The 18,830-nt window shown below is 68.6% G+C and carries 20 protein-coding genes; 12 read left to right on the plus strand and 8 right to left on the minus strand.

Going from position 1 to position 18,830, the window contains the following annotated elements; genetic code table 11:
* Positions 1-21 precede the first annotated feature (21 nt).
* The 3 genes from AC13CR_RS05275 (at position 22) to mog (ending at position 2,425) form a co-directional block, all read left to right on the plus strand.
* Entirely contained in the window at positions 22-1,248 is a 1,227-nt protein-coding gene (locus tag AC13CR_RS05275) for an argininosuccinate synthase (RefSeq protein WP_292957698.1), read from the plus strand.
* Positions 1,249-1,284: 36 nt separating this feature from the next.
* Positions 1,285-1,794 carry a DinB family protein gene (locus tag AC13CR_RS05280; RefSeq protein WP_292957695.1) on the plus strand — a complete coding sequence of 170 codons (510 nt, stop codon included), beginning with the start codon at positions 1,285-1,287 and terminating at the stop codon, positions 1,792-1,794.
* A gap of 67 nt (positions 1,795-1,861) precedes the next feature.
* On the plus strand, positions 1,862-2,425 hold the full coding sequence (gene mog, locus AC13CR_RS05285; RefSeq protein ID WP_292957692.1) for a molybdopterin adenylyltransferase: 564 nt from the start codon (positions 1,862-1,864) through the stop codon (positions 2,423-2,425).
* Positions 2,426-2,568: 143 nt separating this feature from the next.
* Here mog and AC13CR_RS05290 read toward each other — a convergent pair whose 3' ends face one another.
* The 3 genes from AC13CR_RS05290 to AC13CR_RS05300 all read right to left on the minus strand — a co-directional run bounded on the left by AC13CR_RS05290 (position 2,569) and on the right by AC13CR_RS05300 (position 4,311).
* Positions 2,569-2,967, minus strand: a complete 399-nt coding sequence (locus AC13CR_RS05290; RefSeq protein WP_292957689.1) for a hypothetical protein — start codon at positions 2,965-2,967, stop codon at positions 2,569-2,571.
* Between the two features lie 257 nt (positions 2,968-3,224).
* Positions 3,225-3,944 (minus strand): LrgB family protein, encoded by a 720-nt coding sequence (locus AC13CR_RS05295; RefSeq protein ID WP_292957686.1) that lies wholly within the window; start codon positions 3,942-3,944, stop codon positions 3,225-3,227.
* On the minus strand, positions 3,937-4,311 hold the full coding sequence (locus AC13CR_RS05300) for a CidA/LrgA family protein (RefSeq protein ID WP_292957683.1): 375 nt from the start codon (positions 4,309-4,311) through the stop codon (positions 3,937-3,939). Before AC13CR_RS05300 ends, AC13CR_RS05295 begins: the two co-directional genes overlap by 8 nt.
* Positions 4,312-4,475: 164 nt before the next feature.
* On the opposite strand from AC13CR_RS05300, the gene AC13CR_RS05305 reads away from it, so the two are divergent.
* From AC13CR_RS05305 to AC13CR_RS05330, 6 genes are all read left to right on the plus strand, one after another.
* Positions 4,476-7,928, plus strand: a complete 3,453-nt coding sequence (locus tag AC13CR_RS05305; RefSeq protein WP_482900770.1) for a chromosome segregation SMC family protein — start codon at positions 4,476-4,478, stop codon at positions 7,926-7,928.
* Between the two features lie 46 nt (positions 7,929-7,974).
* The gene (locus AC13CR_RS05310; RefSeq protein ID WP_292957677.1) at positions 7,975-8,427 is read left to right on the plus strand and encodes a YbjN domain-containing protein; all 453 of its coding nucleotides are present in this window, start codon (positions 7,975-7,977) and stop codon (positions 8,425-8,427) included.
* Positions 8,428-8,434: 7 nt separating this feature from the next.
* Positions 8,435-8,890 carry a RidA family protein gene (locus AC13CR_RS05315; protein WP_292957674.1) on the plus strand — a complete coding sequence of 152 codons (456 nt, stop codon included), beginning with the start codon at positions 8,435-8,437 and terminating at the stop codon, positions 8,888-8,890.
* The gene (locus AC13CR_RS05320; protein ID WP_292957671.1) at positions 8,890-9,645 is read left to right on the plus strand and encodes a glycerophosphodiester phosphodiesterase family protein; all 756 of its coding nucleotides are present in this window, start codon (positions 8,890-8,892) and stop codon (positions 9,643-9,645) included. The genes AC13CR_RS05315 and AC13CR_RS05320 overlap by 1 nt, the downstream gene beginning before the upstream one ends.
* A complete protein-coding gene (locus tag AC13CR_RS05325; protein WP_293015509.1) occupies positions 9,642-10,382 on the plus strand; it encodes an SDR family oxidoreductase in 741 nt (246 codons plus the stop codon). Before AC13CR_RS05320 ends, AC13CR_RS05325 begins: the two co-directional genes overlap by 4 nt.
* Before the next feature lie 94 nt (positions 10,383-10,476).
* The gene (locus AC13CR_RS05330) at positions 10,477-11,607 is read left to right on the plus strand and encodes a GNAT family N-acetyltransferase (RefSeq protein ID WP_293767521.1); all 1,131 of its coding nucleotides are present in this window, start codon (positions 10,477-10,479) and stop codon (positions 11,605-11,607) included.
* Here AC13CR_RS05330 and AC13CR_RS05335 read toward each other — a convergent pair.
* A complete protein-coding gene (locus tag AC13CR_RS05335; RefSeq protein WP_292978232.1) occupies positions 11,538-12,137 on the minus strand; it encodes a gamma-glutamylcyclotransferase family protein in 600 nt (199 codons plus the stop codon). The two genes, AC13CR_RS05330 and AC13CR_RS05335, sit on opposite strands and share 70 nt — an antisense overlap.
* A gap of 9 nt (positions 12,138-12,146) precedes the next feature.
* The gene (locus tag AC13CR_RS05340; RefSeq protein WP_482900771.1) at positions 12,147-12,632 is read right to left on the minus strand and encodes a redoxin family protein; all 486 of its coding nucleotides are present in this window, start codon (positions 12,630-12,632) and stop codon (positions 12,147-12,149) included.
* An 84-nt stretch (positions 12,633-12,716) separates the two neighbouring features.
* Here AC13CR_RS05340 and AC13CR_RS05345 point away from each other — a divergent pair, with 84 nt between their 5' ends.
* Together AC13CR_RS05345 and AC13CR_RS05350 are read left to right on the plus strand one after the other, a co-directional pair.
* Entirely contained in the window at positions 12,717-13,919 is a 1,203-nt protein-coding gene (locus AC13CR_RS05345) for an NAD(P)/FAD-dependent oxidoreductase (RefSeq protein WP_482900772.1), read from the plus strand.
* An 85-nt stretch (positions 13,920-14,004) separates the two neighbouring features.
* Entirely contained in the window at positions 14,005-14,571 is a 567-nt protein-coding gene (locus AC13CR_RS05350; RefSeq protein ID WP_292957654.1) for an RsmD family RNA methyltransferase, read from the plus strand.
* Positions 14,572-14,675: 104 nt separating this feature from the next.
* Here AC13CR_RS05350 and AC13CR_RS05355 read toward each other — a convergent pair whose 3' ends face one another.
* Both AC13CR_RS05355 and AC13CR_RS05360 read right to left on the minus strand, forming a co-directional pair.
* The gene (locus AC13CR_RS05355; RefSeq protein WP_446233400.1) at positions 14,676-15,848 is read right to left on the minus strand and encodes a pyridoxal-phosphate-dependent aminotransferase family protein; all 1,173 of its coding nucleotides are present in this window, start codon (positions 15,846-15,848) and stop codon (positions 14,676-14,678) included.
* A gap of 102 nt (positions 15,849-15,950) precedes the next feature.
* Complete coding sequence (locus AC13CR_RS05360) at positions 15,951-16,685, minus strand: rhomboid family intramembrane serine protease (protein ID WP_292957648.1); 735 nt, start codon at positions 16,683-16,685, stop codon at positions 15,951-15,953.
* Between the two features lie 137 nt (positions 16,686-16,822).
* On the opposite strand from AC13CR_RS05360, the gene AC13CR_RS05365 reads away from it, so the two are divergent.
* Positions 16,823-18,091, plus strand: coding sequence for a 4-aminobutyrate--2-oxoglutarate transaminase (locus AC13CR_RS05365; protein ID WP_292957645.1), 1,269 nt, complete (start codon positions 16,823-16,825; stop codon positions 18,089-18,091).
* A gap of 257 nt (positions 18,092-18,348) precedes the next feature.
* Here AC13CR_RS05365 and soxR read toward each other — a convergent pair whose 3' ends face one another.
* On the minus strand, positions 18,349-18,828 hold the full coding sequence (gene soxR / locus AC13CR_RS05370) for a redox-sensitive transcriptional activator SoxR (protein WP_292957642.1): 480 nt from the start codon (positions 18,826-18,828) through the stop codon (positions 18,349-18,351).
* Positions 18,829-18,830 lie beyond the last annotated feature (2 nt).

Below are 18,830 nucleotides of genomic sequence, written 5' to 3' on the forward strand. Positions count from 1 at the left end.
GCAATTCGAAAGGGGTCCGCCATGTCCGACGCGCCGAAGAAAGTCGTCCTCGCCTATTCCGGGGGCCTCGATACCTCGATCATCCTGAAATGGTTGCAGACCGAATATGGCTGCGAGGTCATCACCTTCACCGCCGATCTGGGCCAGGGCGAGGAACTGGAGCCCGCGCGCCGAAAGGCCGAGATGCTGGGCATCGCGCCGGAAAACATCCATATCGAGGACCTGCGCGAGGAATTCGTGCGCGATTTCGTCTTTCCGATGTTCCGCGCCAATGCGGTCTATGAGGGGCTGTATCTGCTGGGCACCTCGATCGCGCGGCCGCTGATTTCCAAGCGGCTGGTCGAACTGGCCGATCAGCATGGCGCCGATGCCGTGGCCCACGGCGCGACCGGCAAGGGCAATGATCAGGTGCGGTTCGAATTGTCGGCCTATGCCCTGGATCCGGCGATCCGGGTGATCGCGCCGTGGCGGGAATGGGAACTGACCAGCCGCACGAAGCTGATCGAATTCGCCGAACAGAACCAGATTCCCATCGCCAGGGACAAGCGCGGAGAGGCGCCGTTCAGCGTGGACGCGAACCTGCTGCATACCAGCAGCGAGGGCAAGGCGCTGGAAGATCCGGCCCAGGAGGCCGGGGATCACGTCTACCAGCGCACCGTCAGCCCCGAGGACGCGCCCGACCAGCCCGAATATATCGAAGTGACCTTTGAACGGGGCGACGCCGTGGCGATCAACGGCACGGCGCTGTCGCCCGCCACGATCCTGACCGATCTCAACGAATATGGCCGCCGGCACGGCATCGGCCGGCTGGATTTCGTGGAAAACCGCTTTGTCGGCATGAAGTCGCGCGGCATCTACGAGACCCCCGGCGGCACCATCCTGCTGGAGGCGCATCGCGGCATCGAACAGATCACGCTGGATTCGGGGGCGGGCCATCTGAAGGACAGCCTGATGCCGCGCTATGCCGAACTGATCTATAACGGCTTCTGGTTCAGCCCCGAACGCGAGATGTTGCAGGCGGCCATCGACAAGTCGCAGCAGCACGTCACCGGCACCGTCCGGCTGAAGCTGTACAAGGGCAGTGTGCATTGCGTCGGCCGCTGGTCGGATCACTCGCTTTACAGCGAAGCCCATGTCACCTTCGAGGACGACGCCGGCGCCTATGACCAGAAGGACGCGGCGGGCTTCATCCGCCTGAACGCCCTGCGGCTGAAACTGGTGGCGAATCGCAACGCGCGGGTGAAGTGACGACGGCCCGCGGTCGGTTGGGAAAGGAGATCTGGAATGCCCAATGCCGAATATGTGCATGCGATGGCGCGATACAATCTGTGGCAGAACGACAATCTGGTCAGCGCGGCGACGCGGATCGGACCAGCCGCGCGGCAGCGTGACCGCGGGGCCTTCTTCGGGTCGATCGAGAAGACGTTTTTCCATGTCTACTGGGCCGACCGCATCTGGATGAGCCGCTTCACCGATCTGGCCGCGCCCGCGGGCGGTCTGGCCGAGTCGACCGCGTTCGAGGGCGATTGGGACGATTTTCGCAAGGCGCGCGCCGCCTCCGACCAGTTGATCCTGTCCTGGGCCGCGTCGGTCGATCCCGACTGGTTCGCCGGCGAACTTTCCTGGTTCTCCGGCGCGGCCGGCCGGAACATGTCCCGGCCCAAACCGCTTGTGGTGATGCAGCTTTTCAACCACCAGACCCATCACCGCGGACAAATCCACGCCATGCTGACCGCCGCCGGAGAAAAGCCCGGTGCCACGGATATCGCCTTCATGCCCGCCGAGGATCCGTGACGCGCTTCCCCGGATTTCCGGCGATCTGTTCCGGGAACCACCATGCCGCAACCGAAAGGACCTTGCCATGACCGACCAGCGGCGGACCGCCCGCATCGCCATCCTGACCGTCAGCGACCGTGCAGCAGCCGGTGAATATCCCGACAAGGGCGGCCCTGGCGCGGAAGACTGGCTGCGCGATGTCATCATCTCGCCGGTGGAGATCGCCCGGCACATCGTTCCCGACGGGCGCGAGGGCGTGGCGTCCAGGCTGCGCGAACTGGCCGAAGGCGGGGCGGACCTGATCCTCGTCACCGGCGGCACCGGCCCCGCGCCGCGCGACCAGACGCCCGAGGCGGTGATGGACGTGGCCGAACGCGAATATCCGGGCTTCGGCGAGGAAATGCGCCGCGCCAGCCTGCGCGAGGTTCCGACCGCGATCCTGTCGCGCCAGACGGCGGTCAGCCGCGATGCCACGCTGATCATCACGCTTCCCGGCAAGCCGTCGGCCATCGCCACCTGCCTCAATGCGGTCTTTGCGGCCGTGCCCTATTGCCTTGACCTGCTGGGCGCGGGACGGATCGAGACCGACCCGGCAAAGATCGATGCGTTCAGGCCGCAAGCGAAAAGCGCCGCGTCAGACCCCGCCTGAGGCCCCGCCGGCAACCTCGGCCACAATCGTCTATAATCGGGGGCGGGAGGATGCGATGCTGTTCGTGCCAGGGCGAAAGGTTCCGGCGACCGCCTTGCGGGCGGAGCGGCGCGGGTTGCCGGGCCGGGCATCGCAGGATGGTATCAGCCCGACTTCTTCCGGGACGCGCGCTTCTTGGGCGCGGCTGCCGCCGCGGCCTCGGCGGCGCGCTTTTCGTCGCGCTTCAACCGTGCTTCCTTCAGCTTGGCGGACAGTTCGTCCCGGCGCGTGCGGTCCTCGTCGATGATCAGCTTTGCCGCCGCCGTGGTGCGGTCCTGAAGGGTTTCGGTCGGCTTGAAAAATTGGCCGAACAGCGGGCTCGGCTTGTCTTTGCGTGTCACTCGGATCTTCCTCACAATGTGGCGTTTCATATCGGGCGGCAGAGGCGGTTCGGTCGTTTGGGGCTGGGCGGACCGCGATTCGGCGGGTCCGTCCCTGCGGATCGGATTGCTGCCCTGTCGCCGATCTGCTGCGTGGCCCCGCGGCCGGCTTTCCTCCGGCATCGACAGGCTTGTCCTGTTCCGGCGGCCTGCGGGCCGCGGTTCGCGCCCGGTCAATGATCCGGCGCGCATGGTCACGGTCCTGGAGGCCGCCGATCGGCCGGGCGCCGTGACGCCGCGGCAGAACCGCCCGACTGATACCTCTATAAAGGAACTGCGCTGCCGAGTATATGAGCGCGCGCAATCTTCTGATGACCATCGCCGGCCTCTCCGCCGCAGCGCCTTCGCAGCGGCGGAGAGGCCGGCGGATGCGGCAGTTCTCAGCCGCCGAACAGCCGCAGCGCCAGCGGCGCGATGATCGCGGTCAGAACCGCGTTCAATCCCATGCCGATACCGGAAAAGGCACCCGCCGTCTCGTTCACCTGGAAGGCGCGGGCGGTGCCGATGCCGTGCGCCGCCACGCCGACCGAAAAGCCCCTTGCACGCCAGTCCCTGATCCGCAGCGCATTCAGCAACGGCGTGACGATGATCGCGCCGAAGATGCCGGTCATCAGGACCAGCGCGGCGGTCAGCGTGGGCTGGCCGCCGATCCGTTCGGCGATGCCGATGGCGACCGGCGCCGTGGTTGATTTCGGCGCCAGAGAGGCCAGGACAGGTCCCCCGATTCCGAAGCCCTTGGCAATCGCCAACGCCGAGACGATCGCGACCGAGGACCCCGCCAGCAGTCCCGCCAGCATCGGCCAGGCGGCCTTGCGCACACGCGGCAGATTGTCATAGAGCGGCAGGCCCAAGGCTACGGTCGCCGGCCCCAGCATGAAATGGACGAATTGCGCGCCTTCGAAATAGGTGGCGTAATCCGTCCCGGTCCCCCATAGCAGCAGCGCCAGCAGGATGATTGCCACCAGAACCGGATTCGCCCAGCTTTTCCGGCGGCTTGCACGAAAGACAGCATCTCCGATCAGATAGGCGGCCAGGGTCGCGGTCAGCCACAGCAGCGGGCCTTCCGACAGGTAGGACCAGATCAGCAGCGGATCAGTCATCGCTTTTCAGCGCCGCAGGGTCGATCGAGCCTGTCAGCCGCGCCGTCCAGGAAAACGCCAGCGCCCCCGCCGCGATCGCCAGAATGGTCGAGCCGGCCAGCGCCAGCGCCAGCCCCAGCCCGTCCTGGCGCAGCAATTGCAGATGCGCCACGATCCCGACGCCTGCCGGAACGAAGAACAGCGACAGATGTTGCAGCAACCCCTGCGTGGCGGGCCGGATCCGCCGCGCCAGTCCCGGCCGCGCGATGCAGGCGCCGACCAGCAGCAGCAGACCGACGACCGGACCCGGCAATGGCAGATTCAGACCGCGCGAGGCGATTTCGCCGACAAGCTGGAAGGACAGGATCAGGGCAAGCGATGCGATCATGGCCCGACGCTAGCGCCGCCGCGCAGGCCGCGCCAGTGCCTTTCTGGAACACTCATCTTGTGGATAAGTGGTGCAATAATTCCACATATAGCGGTTGATGTTGACTTGTAGGGTCAAGGACGGAACAATCCGCTAGACTGACCCGATTCTGACGGATTTTCGCCTTGCGTTTCGACCGGCTCCGACTCAACGGCTTCAAAAGCTTCGTGGACCCGACCGATCTGGTCATCCGCGAAGGGCTGACCGGTGTCGTGGGACCGAATGGCTGCGGCAAGTCGAACCTGCTGGAAGCCCTGCGGTGGGTCATGGGCGAGAACCGTCCGACCGCGATGCGCGGCGCCGGAATGGAGGACGTCATCTTCGCCGGCACCTCGCGCCGTTCGGCCCGCGGTCATGCCGAGGTCAGCCTTGGCGTGGACAACCGCGACCGGCTGGCACCGGCGGGTTTCAACGACGAGGATCATTTCGACATCGTGCGCCGGATCACGCGCGACGCGGGCAGCGCCTACAAGATCGGCGGCAAGGAGGTTCGGGCGCGCGACGTGCAGATGCTGTTCGCCGACGCCTCGACCGGCGCGCATTCACCGGCGCTGGTGCGGCAGGGGCAGATCAGCGAATTGATCAATGCCAAACCCAGGAGCCGCCGCCGGATCCTTGAAGAGGCGGCCGGGATCAGCGGCCTCTACCAGCGCCGCCACGAGGCCGAATTGAAGCTGAACGGGGCCGAGATGAATCTGACCCGCGTCGATGATACGCTGGATCAGCTGTCGGCGCAGGCGGCCTCGCTGGCGCGCCAGGCCCGCGCGGCGGCGAAGTACCGCGAGATCGGCGCCGCCTTGCGGCTGGCCGAGGGGGTGCTGCTGTATCGCCGCTGGGCCGAGGCCGAGGCGGCCCGTCTGGCGGCGGCCGAGGCGCTTGCGGCGGCGGTGAAGACGGCGGGCGAGGCCGAATTGGCGTCGCGTCTGGCCGGGGCGCGGCGTGAAGAGGCCGAGGCCGCGCTGCCGGCCCTGCGCGAAGAGGAACAGGTGGCGGCGGCGATCCGGCAGCGGCTTGCGGTCGAGCGCGAGGCGCTGGACGAGGCCGAGGCACGGGCGGCGGATGCGGTGCGCGCGCTGGTCGCGCGGATCGCCCAGCTGGATCGCGATATCGACCGCGAGGATGCGCTGAACCGCGATGCGGGCGAGGTTGTCGAAAGGCTGGCTTGGGAGCGGACCGAACTGGACAAGGCCGGCAGGGGTCACGACGACCGGCTGGACGCGGCAGCCGCGCGGGCCGACGAGGCGGCCGAGTCGCTGCGCGAGGTCGAGGCGCGGCTGGCCGAACTGACCGACGAATCGGCCCGGCTGGCGGCCAGGCACCAATCGGCCGAACGGCTGGCCGGCGATCTGCGGGCCATTCTGCAACGCGCCGAACGGGCGGCGGCCGAGGCCAGCGAAAGCGCCGGCCGCGCCGCCGATGCGGGAACCGCCGCGCAGACGGCCTTGCAGGCCGCGGAAACCGCGCAAGAGGCCGCCCGCGACCGGGCCGAGGCCGCCGAAGAGGCGCTGGCCGAGGCCGAGGCAGCGCGCAGCGAGGCCGAGACCGTCGAGGCCGCGGCCCGCGCCGCGCGATCCGAGGCCGAGGGCGAATCGGGCGCGCTGGCCGCCGAGATGGCGGCCCTGCGGCGGCTGGTGGAACGCGGGCAATCGGGCGGCAAGGCGATCCTTGACCGGGTGCAGGTGGCCAAGGGATCCGAGATCGCCTTTGGCGCGGCGCTTGGCGATGACCTGCGCGCCGGTCTGGCCGAGGATGGAGAGACGGGCTGGCATGTCCTGCCGGGCTGGGACAGCCCGCAGGCCCTGCCGGACGGGGCCGAACCCTTGGCGCGACAGGTGACGGGGCCGGATGCGCTGGACCGGAGATTGTCGCAGATCGGGCTGGTCAGCGATGCGGCGGAAGCCGCCGCGATGCAGGCGGCGCTGGCGCCCGGTCAGCGGCTGGTCACGCCCCAAGGCGATCTGTTCCGCTGGGACGGAATGCAGGTCATGGCGGGCGAGGCTTCCTCTCAGGCCGCACTGCATCTGCAAAAGGTCAACCAGCTCAACGAGATAGGCGGTCAGGCGGAACAGGCCCGGGCCCGGGCGGACGCTGCCGCCGAGGCACATGACAAGGCCCGCGCGCGGCTGGCCGATCTGTCCGGGCGCGAGAAATCGGCCCGCGATGCCCGGCGCGAGGCGGAACGGCTGCTGTCGGATGCCGCGCGCGCGGCGACGCGGGCGGAATCGGATCTGGCCATGGCCAGCAGCCGGGCCGAATCGGCGGTGGCCGAGGTCAGGCGACACCGCGAGGATGCGCTGGATGCGCAGGCGCGGCTGACGCAGGCGGACCGCGCCCTGGCCGATCTGCCCGACCGCGGCGAGGCCGCGCTGGCGGTCGAGAACGCCCGCACCGGCGTCGAGGCGGCGCGGATCGCCACCATGACCCGCCGCGCCGCACTGGACGAATTGCGCCGCGAGGGCAATGCCCGGATCAAGCGCCTGCAAGAGATCGCGAAAGAGGAATCCGGCTGGAAGCTGCGGCTGCAACAGGCCGGGACGCGGGCCGCCGAACTGGCCGCGCGGCGCGAGGCTGCGGCCGACGAGCTGGAACAGGCCGAGGCCCAGCCCGCCATTCTGGCCGGGAAACGCGCGGCCCTGTCCGACCGCGAGGCGCAGGCAGAAACCCGTATGGCCGCCGCGCGGACCGCCCTGTCCGCCGCCGACGAGGCCGCGCGCGCCGCCGCTCATGCCGAACGCGAGGCCGAACGGGCGGCCTCCGAGGCCCGCGAAACCCGCGCCGCCCGAGAGGCCCGCCGTGATGCCGCCCGCGACGGCGAGGCCGCGGCCCGCGCCCGCATCCACGAGGAAACCGAGGACAGCCCCCAGGCCCTGCTGGCGACGCTGGACGCCGCCGACAGCGATACGCCGGTGGCCCTGCTGGAAGACAGGATCGCCCGCCTGCGCACGCAGCGCGACGGTCTGGGCGCGGTCAATCTGCGCGCCGACGAGGACAAGCGCGAACTCGAGGAGGAACGCGACCAACTGGCCGGCGAGAAGACCGATCTGGAAGAGGCGATCCGCAAGCTGCGCGCGGGCATCGGCAGCCTGAACCGCGAGGGGCGCGAACGCCTGCTGACCGCCTTCGACACGGTGAACGCGAATTTCTCGACTCTCTTCACCACCCTGTTCGGCGGCGGCGAGGCGCGGCTGGTTATGGTCGAATCGGACGATCCTCTGGATGCCGGGCTGGAAATCATGTGCCAGCCGCCGGGCAAGAAGCTGTCCACCCTGTCGCTTTTGTCGGGGGGCGAGCAGACCCTGACCGCGATGGCGCTGATCTTTGCGGTCTTCCTGGCCAATCCAGCCCCGATCTGCGTTCTGGACGAGGTGGATGCGCCGCTGGACGACGCCAATGTCAGCCGCTTCTGCGACCTGCTGGACGAAATGACGCGGCGCACCCAGACGCGGTTCCTGATCATCACCCACCACGCGGTGACGATGGCGCGGATGGACCGCCTGTTCGGGGTGACGATGGTCGAACAGGGCGTCAGCCAGCTTGTCAGCGTCGATCTGAAACGCGCCGAGGCTCTGGTCGCCTGAACCGGCCCGCGCTAGGGTGCCGCCAGAGCCTGCCAAGGAGGCCCCGATGCGCCGCATTCCTGCCGCTACCTTCGCCTGCCTGATCGCGCTGCCTGCGGCGGCACAGGTGAAAGCCGATGCCGGCCAGATCCAGAACATCCTGCAGGATCGCGGCATGACGGTGATCCGCGGCAAGGACGATTACGGCGCGCCGCGGCTGACGACCTCGGCCGATGGCAACAAGTTCAGCATCTATTTCTACGATTGCGACCCCGGACCCTGCGATTCGGTCCAGTTCGTCGCCGGCTTCAGCGAGGGCGCGCCGGCCGACATGGCCGCGATCAATGCCTGGAACCGGGAATTCCGCTTTGGTCGCGTCTATCTGGACGATGCCGGCAACCCCTTTGTCGCGATGGATGTGATGCTGTCGGGGACGGGGATCGGAAAGCGGACCTTTGCCGACATTCTTGACAATTGGGGCTCGATGCTGGCCGATTTCCGCAACTACATGAACTGGTGAGGACGAGATGAGCATCGAAGCGACACTGGCCGAAAAAGGCATCACCCTTCCCGACGCGCCGGCCCCGGCTGCGAATTACGTTCCCTTCGTGCGGACGGGCAACCTGATCTTCGTCTCGGGTCAGATCAGCGCCGGCGAGAAAGGCATGATCAAGGGCAGGCTGGGCGACGGCCTGTCGGTGGAGGACGGCGCCGCCGCCGCCCGCCGCTGTGGCCTTGCGCTGATCGCACAGCTGAAATCGGCCATCGGCGATCTGGACCGGGTATCGCGCGTGGTCAAGCTGACCGGTTTCGTCAATTCGACGCCGGATTTCGGCGACCAGCCCAAGGTGATCAACGGCTGTTCCGATCTGATGGTCGAAGTCTTTGGCGATGCCGGCCGCCATGCCCGCGCCGCCGTCTCGGCGCCCTCGCTGCCCTTCGGCGTCGCGGTCGAGATCGAAGCCATCTTCGAGGTGAAATGATGGCCATGCTGCCTCGCGCCTTTCTGGACACGCCGATCGCCCATCGCGGATTGCATGGTCCCGGCCGCCCCGAAAACAGCCTTGCAGCGGCCGAGGCCGCGATCGAACAGGGCTACGGGATCGAACTGGACATCCAGCCGGTCGCGGGAGGCGCGCCGATGGTGTTTCACGATTACGACCTGTCGCGGATGGCCGGGGACGAAGGCTATATCGTCGATCTCGATCCCGAGACACTGGCCGAAATGCGCCTGCTGGACAGCGATCAGGCCATCCCGTCGCTGGCCGATTTCCTGAAACTGGTCGATGGCCGCGTGCCGTTGCTGATCGAGATCAAGGATCAGGACGGTCGCATGGGTCCGAATATCGGCGAATTGCACGCCCGTGTCGCATCGGCTCTGGCGGGATACGAGGGGGCCGTTGCGGTGATGTCGTTCAACCCGCATACCGTCGCGGCCTTCCATGACATCGCGCCGGACATCCCCGTGGGCCTGACCACCTGCGGCTATGACAAGGCGGGATGGCCTATGCTGGACGCCGAGACCCGCATCCACCTGGCCGACATAGATGATTTCGACCGCAGCGGGGCGTCCTTCATCTCGCATGACAAGAACGATCTGGGCAATCCGCGCGTCGATGCGCTGAAGGCGCAGGGCGTGCCGATCCTGTGCTGGACGATCAAGTCGCCCGAAGAAGAGGCCGTGGCCCGCCGCATCGCCGACAACATCACCTTCGAGGGCTACGAGGCGGCAAGGTGACGCGCATCCTGATCACCGGCGCCTCGCGCGGCATCGGTCGCGCGGCGGCGCTGATGGCCGGGGCGCGGGGCTGGTCGGTGGGGGTGAACTATCGCGACCGGCGGGATGCGGCCGACGAGGTCGTCGTGGCCGTTGAAAAGGCCGGCGGCCGGGCCATCGCGCTGCAAGCCGATGTCGCCCAGGCGGATGATGTGGCGCGCATCTTCGACCGGGCCGAGGCGGCGTTCGGCGGACTGGACGCGGTGGTCGCCAATGCGGGCATCGTGGCGCCGGCGATGGCGCTGGCCCAGACCACGCCCGATCGGCTGGAACGGATGGTCCGGGTGAACCTGCTGGGCGCGCTTCTGGTGGCGCGCGAGGCGGCGCGCCGGCTGCCGCGCGAGGACGGGGTCACGACCTCTCTGACGCTGATGTCTTCGGCCGCGGCGCGCCTGGGCTCGCCCGGCGAATTTGTCGACTATGCCGCCAGCAAGGGCGCCATCGACACGCTGACCCTTGGACTGGCGAAGGAACTGGGACCGCGGAATGTGCGCGTCAACGCCATCCGCCCCGGCCTGATCGAGACCGAGATGCAGGCCGATAGCGGCATCCCCGACCGCGCCACGCGGCTGGCCGGCAGCATTCCGATGGGCAGGCCCGGCAGCGCCGACGAGGTGGCCGAGGCGATCATCTGGCTGGCCAGCGATGCCGCCCGCTACGTCAGCGGCGCGATCCTGGATGTCAGCGGCGGACGCTGAAGCTGCCCGCGCCGCAGGCACCCGCGAGCGATCACGCGGCTTGTGATCGCGCGCCCCGCTGACAAGCCGCGCGGGAAGCCCTAGCTTCGGGGGCATGAGCGCGCCCCTTACCCTCACCACCCATGCGGCCATCGTCCAGATCCCTGCCGCGACATGGGACCGGCTTGGCGACGGCAACCCCTTTACCAGTCACCGCTTCCTGTCGGCGCTGGAATCGTCGCGCTCGGTCGGGACGGGCAGCGGCTGGCAGCCCTTGCATCTGACCGTCGAACGCGACGGCCAGATCGTCGGTGCGGCGCCGCTTTACGCCAAATCGCATAGTCAGGGCGAATATATCTTCGATCATGCCTGGGCGCAGGCCTATGCGCGGGCGGGCGGGCGCTATTATCCCAAGCTGCAATGCGCCGTGCCCTTCACGCCCGCCACCGGCACGCGGCTTCTGTCGCCCGATCCGGGCGTGCGTCAGGCGCTGCTGGCGGGCATGACCCAGATCGCCGAACGTGGCGGGGCATCCGGCGTCCACGTCACCTTCTGCACCGAGGCCGAGGCCGAACTGGGCGAAGCCGCAGGCTTTCTGCCGCGCGTCACGCAGCAGTTTCACTGGCTCAACCGCGGCTACGGCAGCTATGACGATTTCTTGGCCGCGCTGTCGTCACGCAAGCGCAAGGCGTTGCGCAAGGAACGCCAGCGGGCGCAGGAATTCGGCGGCCGCATCGTCCATCTGACCGGCGACGATCTGAAACCGCATCACTGGGACGCCTTCTGGGCCTTCTATCAGGATACCGGCGGGCGCAAATGGGGCACGCCCTACCTGACCCGCGCCTTCTTCGACCGCATCCACGACACGATGCGCGACGACATCCTGCTGGTCATGGCCGAAAGCGACGGCCGCCCGATCGCGGGGGCGCTGAATTTCCTGGGGCCCGATGCCGTCTATGGCCGCTACTGGGGCTGCGTCGAAGACCACGCCTTCCTGCATTTCGAACTGTGCTACCATCAGGCCATCGACCACGCGATTGCCCATGGCCTGTCGCGTGTCGAGGCCGGCGCGCAGGGCGAACACAAGCTGGCGCGGGGATACGAGCCGGTGCCGATCCATTCGCTGCACTGGGTCGCGGATGAGGGATTCCTGCGCGCCCTGGCCGATTATCTGGATCAGGAACGCGAGGCGATGGGCGGCGAGATCGCGGCGCTGGCCGACTGGACCCCGTTCCGCAGGGGCTGAAGCAGGGCGGCCGGATCCGCATGGCCATGCGCGGCCAGTGCCTGCAAGGCGGCCCGTCGCCCCGGCCGGTCGGGGTCCGGGTCGGCCTGCCACGGATGCCCGCCCAGCCTGTTCAGGTAGCTCGCGGCAAATCCGTGCTGCCGCGCGCCCGCCAGGATCAGCGCCAGATACCAGTCGAAGGGAACGAGGCCGGGCTGCGGGTCGCAGGCCAGATAGGTCATTGCCCGCGCCGGCCGGTTCCCGTGGCGGATCGTGACATCCTCGACGCGGTCATAACCGTGTCCCGCGCCCTCGAACCGGTCCAGCGCGGCCAGATCGGCAGACTCCATCGCGTAGAGAACCCCAGCCGCCTTGTCCGGGTCCGCGGCGATCAGCGCTGCCTTGCCGGACCCGTCCATGCCGCGCTTCTCGAAGCGGACGCAATGACCTTCCGCCCATGCCGGTCCCAGCAGCCGGGCCGAGGGACAGCGCGCCCTCAGCCGCGCCGACAGCATGTTGGAGCCATAGGCGAAATACAGGATCCCGCCCACGATCGCCGATCAGACCTTTTCCAGCAGCGACTCGCCGGCGCTGACGCTGCATTGTCCGGGCGCGTCCTCGATGTCGATCGCCTCGACATTGCCGTCCCGCAAAAGCGCGGCAAACCGTTTGCAGCGGCCGTAAAAGCCTGCGGGCGGGGCGTCGAAATCCAGGCCGAGCGCCTTGGTGACGCTGCCATCGGCGTCGGCCAGAACCTCGATCCCGGCTTCGGCCGCGCCGGTTGCATCGGACCACGCCTTGGCGACGAAGGGATCGTTGACGGTCAGGCAGACGATCCGGTCGATGCCCTTTTCGCGGAACTTGGGCGCGGTGCGCACGAAGCTGGGCATATGCGCGTTGGTGCAGGTGCCGGTAAAGGCGCCGGGCAGGCCGAACAGGGCGACGCGGCCCTCGGCCAGTTCGGCGGTGGAAACCGATTCGGGGCCTTTCGCGCCCACGCGCAGCAGGCTGCCTTGGGGGAATGTCTGACCGGTCTGGATGCTCATCGCGCCTACTCCATGAATTGCAACGGATTCGGCGTGACTATAGGCTGTGCCCCGATGACTGGCCAGCAGCCGGAAGGGCAGGGGATGCGGATCGTGATTGTCGGCGCGGGACAGGCGGCTGCCTCGATGGCGGCGCGGCTGCGCGCGCAGGGCCATGACGGGCCGCTGACGGTGCTGGGTGCCGAACCCTTGGCGCCCTATCAGCGCCCGCCTCTGTCCAAGGCCTATCTGCTGGGTCAGATGGGATTGGATCGGCTGGTGCTGCGCGGCCCCGAATGGTGGCAGGATCAGGGGATCGACCTGCGCCTGGGCGAGACGGTCACCGCCATCGACCGCACCGCGCGCGAGGTCGTGTCGGATCGCGGCCGTCTTGCCTATGACGCGCTGGCGCTGACGCTGGGCGCGGTCCCGCGCCGGCTGCCGGCCTCGATGGGCGGTCATCTTCCGGGGGTTCACGTCATTCGCACATTGGCCGATGTCGATGCGCTGGCCCCTGCCATGCAGCCGGACCGCCGGCTGATCGTGATCGGCGGCGGCTATATCGGGCTGGAGGCCGCCGCGGTCGCCCGAAAGCTGGGATTGCAGGTCACGCTGATCGAGGCCGCGCCGCGCATCCTGGGCCGCGTCGCGGCCCCCGAGACGGCAAAGTTGATCCGCGAGCTGCACCATGCCCATGACGTGAAGATCCTGGAAGACATCGCGATAGAACGCATCCTGGGCGAGCCGCGCGCCGCCGGGGTCAGTCTTGCCGACGGGCGCGAACTGCCGGCCGATATCGTGGTGACGGGAATCGGCGTGGCCCCTGAAACGGCCCTGGCCGAGGCGGCGGGGCTGAGGATCGACAATGGCATCGCGGCCGACGAACAGGGCCGCACATCGGATCCGGCGATCTGGGCGGCGGGCGATTGCGCCAGCTTTCCGTGGCAGGGCGGGCGCGCGCGGCTGGAAAGTGTCGGCGGCGCCATCGACATGGCCGAGGCCGTCGCCGACAACATGCGGGGCGCGGACCGGCCCTATCAGCCCAAACCGTGGTTCTGGTCCGACCAGTTCGACGCCAAGCTGCAGATTGCGGGTCTGGGCACCGGCTACGACCGGATCGTGACCCGTCAGGGCGATGGCGCGCATGGCGGCTCGGTCTGGTATTTTCGCGCGGACCGCCTGATTGCGGTGGATGCGCTGAACGACGCCCGCGCCTACATGATCGGCAAGCGCCTGATCGAGGCGGGCAGATCGCCCGATCCGGACGCCATTGCCGATGCCGCCGACCTGAAGGCGCTTCTGTCATGAGCCCCCGCAACGCCGTTGCGCCTGCAGGGGCGGGGGGGCGGTGCCTCTGGCCCGGGCTTGACGCCACCGCAGGGCGGCCCGTCGGGTGAGGATCGTCGGCGGCACGCTGCGCGGCCTGAAACTGGCCGAACTGGGCGCGGGCGATGCGGCGGCGCATCTGAGACCGACCACCGACCGGGTGCGCGAGGCGATCTTCAACCTGCTGATCAACGGCAGCCATGGCAATCCGCTGCCCGGCGCGCGGGTGCTGGATCTGTTCGCGGGCACCGGCGCCCTGGGGCTGGAGGCGCTGTCGCGCGGCGCAGCGCGGGTGAGCTTTGTCGATGACGGCATGACGGCGCGGGCGCTGATCCGGGCGAACGTGGAACGGGCGCGGGCGAAGGACGTGACCGACCTGTGGCGGCGCGATGCCACGCGGCTGGGCCCCGTCCCGGACCGGCCGTTCGGGATGATCTTTCTGGACCCGCCCTATGGTGCCGGCCTGGGCGAAGCTGCCATCGCTTCGGCGCTGCAGGGCGGCTGGATCGCCCCGGGGGCAATGATCGCCTGGGAAGAGGCGCGCGGACCGATCGTGCCTGCGCCGCTGGTCCGGATCGATCAGCGTCGATATGGCGATACATGGGTGACGCTGGCGCGATTGCCGGAAGGCTGAAATCCGCCAAGGCAGCAAGCCGCGACCGCCCGTCGCGGAGTCGTCGCGGGGTCGTCGCGGCTGTGGGGATATCGCCCCGCCCTGTCCGCGCGCGCTTCGCCCGGTCAGGCCGGTTCGGCGATGACGCGGGCTGCGGCTTCCAGCGCACCCGGCCCGTGCGCGATGTCCAGCGCCGTCATGCCGGCCTCCATGCAGCCGAGAACGCCCATGATCGTGGCCGCGTTGGCGTGGCCCATATGCGCCACGCGCAGCGCGTTCCGGGGCTGCGCCGCGCCCAGTCCGATGCCCAGCGTCACGCCGCATTGCTGGGACAGCCACTCGCGCAGATCATCCGCCCCCGGCACCGTCATGGCCGTGACCGAGGCCGCCCGCGCCATCGGGTCGCCGACCGACAGGCAGATCCCGCAACCGTCCTCGCCCCAGGCCTCGGCCGCGGCCCAGACCGCCCGGGCCAGCGCCGCATGGCGGGCCCATGTCGCGATCAGCCCCTCTTCATCCAGAATCATGCGCAGCGCCTCGTCCAGCGCAAAGAGATGCTGGACCGGCGGTGTGCCGCCCCAGAAGCGCCACAGGGCATCGGCCCCGGCGCGCGTGTGCCAGTCCCAGTAGGGCGTGACCCGCGGGCCTTTGCCCCGCGCCGCCGCCTTGTCCGAAAACCAGACGAAGGCCATGCCGGGCATCGTCATCATCCCTTTCTGGCTGGCCGCAATCAGCACATCCACGCCCCAATCGTCCATCATCATCGGCGCGCAGCCCAGCGAGGCGATCGCATCGACGGCCAGCAGCGCCGGGTGATCGCCCATCGCCGCGCGCAGCGCGGGAATGTCGGCGGTGGTGGCGCTGGCCGTGTCGGTCTGGCAGACCAGCACCGCGCGGATACGGCCCTTGCCGTCTTCGGCCAGACGCTGCGCCAGCCGCTCGGCCTCGGGCGGGGCGTTGCCGAAATCCAGCCGCTCGACCTCGACGCCAAGCTGGGTCAGAAGCTCGGCCCATGACCGGCCGAAATGACCTGAGGTCAGCACCAGCGCCCGATCGCCCGGTGCGAACATGTTGATCGCGGCGGCCTCCCAGCCGGCATGACCGTTGCCGATATAGGGCGCCAGATGGGCCGAGGTGCCGGCGAGGCGCTTCAGCTGGGCCATGACACGCAGGTTCAGTTGCGCCAGATCGTCGCCGTAGATGTCGGGCGAGGCGCGGTGCGCGGCGCGCATCACGCGGTCGGGCAGCGGCGAGGGGCCGGGAATGGCGATGGCGGGATGACCGGCGGCGAGGCTCATGGTGGCGGATCCTTCACGATGTGCAGAATTCGGTAGGATGCGGCGCGCGTGCAGTCAACCAGCCTCGCATCGCGGGGGACATTGGCGTCGCGGCACCAGGCCTCAGCGGAACCGGCGCGGGACCTGGGGGATGCGGCTGGGCGCATAATCGGCCGCCGGGTGCGGCGGTCGGCCATGGTGGCGCGACCAGAAGCGCGGGCCCCCGCGGCGCAGGAACAGCGGCAGCGCCAGCACGATTCCGGCGATGAAGCCCCCGGAATGGGCCCAGTAGGCGACGCCGCCGCCATCGCCTGCAACGGTGAAACCGCCGAACACCTGCAGCGCGAACCAGGCGCCCAGGACCAGCCAGGCCGGCACGGTGAAGATCTTGAAGAAGATGATGAAGATGGCGATGACATCGATCCTGGCCCGCGGAAACAGCAGCAGATAGCCGCCCATCACCCCCGCGATCGCGCCCGAAGCCCCCACCATCGGCACCGGCGAGAAGGGCGCAGCGGCGATCTGTCCCGCCGCCGCCGCCAGGCCGGCCGCAAGGTAGAAGGCCAGAAAGCCGCGATGGCCCATCTGGTCCTCCAGATTGTCCCCGAAAACCCACAGGAACAGCATGTTGCCGCCGACATGCAGCAACCCGGCATGCAGGAACATGTGGGTCAACAGACCCCACAGAAGTTGTCCGTTCACCACCGCCAGCGGATACAGCGCCAGCCGCGCCCACAGCCATTCCCCGCCCGGAACCCCGGGCAGCGTCATCAGATACATCACGATATTCGCCGCGATCAGCGCATAGGTGACATAGGGTGTCCTCTGCGAGGGATTATGGTCGCGGATCGGAAACATCGTGCCTCGCGGGGGCCTTGGTCCGGCCCTGGTCGGGGCCATGTTCGCCCGGTGCGCGGGCGGCTGCAAGCTTTCCCTGTCGCGGCGCTGCGCGGCGCGCTAGACAGGTGCCGGACACGCCTTTCCGGAGAGCTTTCATGACCAGCATGACCGACCGCAGGAACGCCGCCATCTCTCGTGGTGTCGGCATGACCACACAGATCTATGCCGAACGGGCCGAAAATGCCGAGATCTGGGACAAGGACGGCAATCGCTATATCGACTTTGCCGCGGGCATCGCGGTGGTCAATACCGGCCATCGCCATCCCAGAGTGATCGAGGCGGTTCGTGCCCAACTGGACCGCTTTACCCATACCTGCCATCAGGTCGTCCCCTACGAGAATTATGTCGCGCTGGCCGAGAGGCTGAACAGCCTCGTTCCCGGCGATTTCGACAAGAAGACCATCTTCGCCACGACCGGCGCCGAAGCGGTCGAAAACGCGGTCAAGATCGCGCGGCACCATACGCAGCGGCCGGGGATCATCAGCTTCGCGGGCGGGTTTCACGGGCGCACCTTCATGGGTATGGCGCTGACCGGAAAGGTTCAGCCCTACAAGGCCGGCTTCGGGCCGATGATGCCCGATATCTGGCACCTGCCCTTTCCCAACCCGCTGCACGGAGTCACGGCCGAGGATGCGCTGCGCGCCCTGACCGGTCTGTTCAAGGCCGATCTGGAGCCCGAGCGGGTGGCCGCGATCATCATCGAGCCGGTGCAGGGCGAGGGGGGATTCTACGAGGCGCCGCAGGGCTTCATGGCCGAATTGCGCGGGCTGTGCGACAAATACGGAATGCTGCTGATCGCGGACGAGGTGCAGACCGGCTTTGCGCGGACCGGCAAGCTGTTCGCGATGGACCATCATGGCGTCGCGGCCGATCTGGTGACGATGGCAAAGGGGCTTGGCGGCGGGCTGCCGATCAGCGCCGTGACCGGCCGGGCCGAGGTGATGGACAGCCCCAATCCCGGCGGTCTGGGCGGCACCTATGCAGGCAATCCGCTGGCCGTCGCGGCCGCTCATGCGGTGCTGGACGTGATCGAGGACGAGGATCTGTGCGACCGGGCCGTGCGGCTGGGCCAACGGCTGAAGCAGCGGCTGGCGGCGCTGCGCGACGAGGTGCCCGAGATCGCGGATATACGCGGCCCGGGCTTCATGAACGCGGTCGAGTTCAACCTGCCCGGCAGCGATTCACCGCATCCCGACTTTGCCAACCGGGTGCGGAGCGAGGCGCTGGATCGCGGCCTGATCCTGCTGACCTGCGGGGTGCATGGCAATGTGATCCGGTTCCTGGCCCCGCTGACCATCCCGGACGCGGTCTTCGAGGAGGCGCTGGATGTGATCGAGGCCAGCTTGATCGCGGCGCGGGAATAGGACCCGCAACGGACGCGCGGTGCTGATTCCGGAAATCCCGCCAGATGCGGGGCACGGGCAGCGGGTGCAGCGGGGCGGCTCGGGCTATGCACCACGCGGGCCGCGGCGACGCCGGGGATCGGGACTGCGCCCGAACCCCCGGAGACCGGCCCCCCATCACCGCCGCGGCAATGGGCCAATCGCCGTGACCGGCCGGACCGAGGGGATGGACGCCGCCATGCCGACCTTGCCACGGCGACAGCCGGCCCTATATCGGGTCATGCAATCTCCGGGCCGGCAAGGCCGGGCGCTCCGGGGCCGCGGTCGGCGGCGGTGTCGGCCGGGTTGATCATGGCGCACAACTCGTGCGACAGACAGCCGCAGCCGATGCAGTCGGAAAGCCGGTCCCGGACGTTCTGCAACAGGTGGATGCGGCGGTCCAGATCGGCGCGCCAGCCCTCGGAGATCCGGCGCCACCGGTCGCGATCCAGCGGCAGGCCATTGACGGCCGGACCCAGAGCGGTGCGGATTTCGGCCAGCGGGATCCCGGCCTGCTGACCGGCCTTGATGATCGCCAGGATCCGAAGGCTGGCGCGGCCATAGCGACGATGGCCGATCGCGTTGCGGGAGGCTGTCAAAAGCCCCTCGCGTTCATAGAAACGGATCGCCGAGACGGGGATTCCACTGCGCCGGGACAGCGCGCCGACGGGAAGGCTGTTCGGCAGAGACGATTGTGACGAATTGATTTTGCGGGACATTT

This window comes from Paracoccus sp. L-17, from assembly GCF_056857655.1.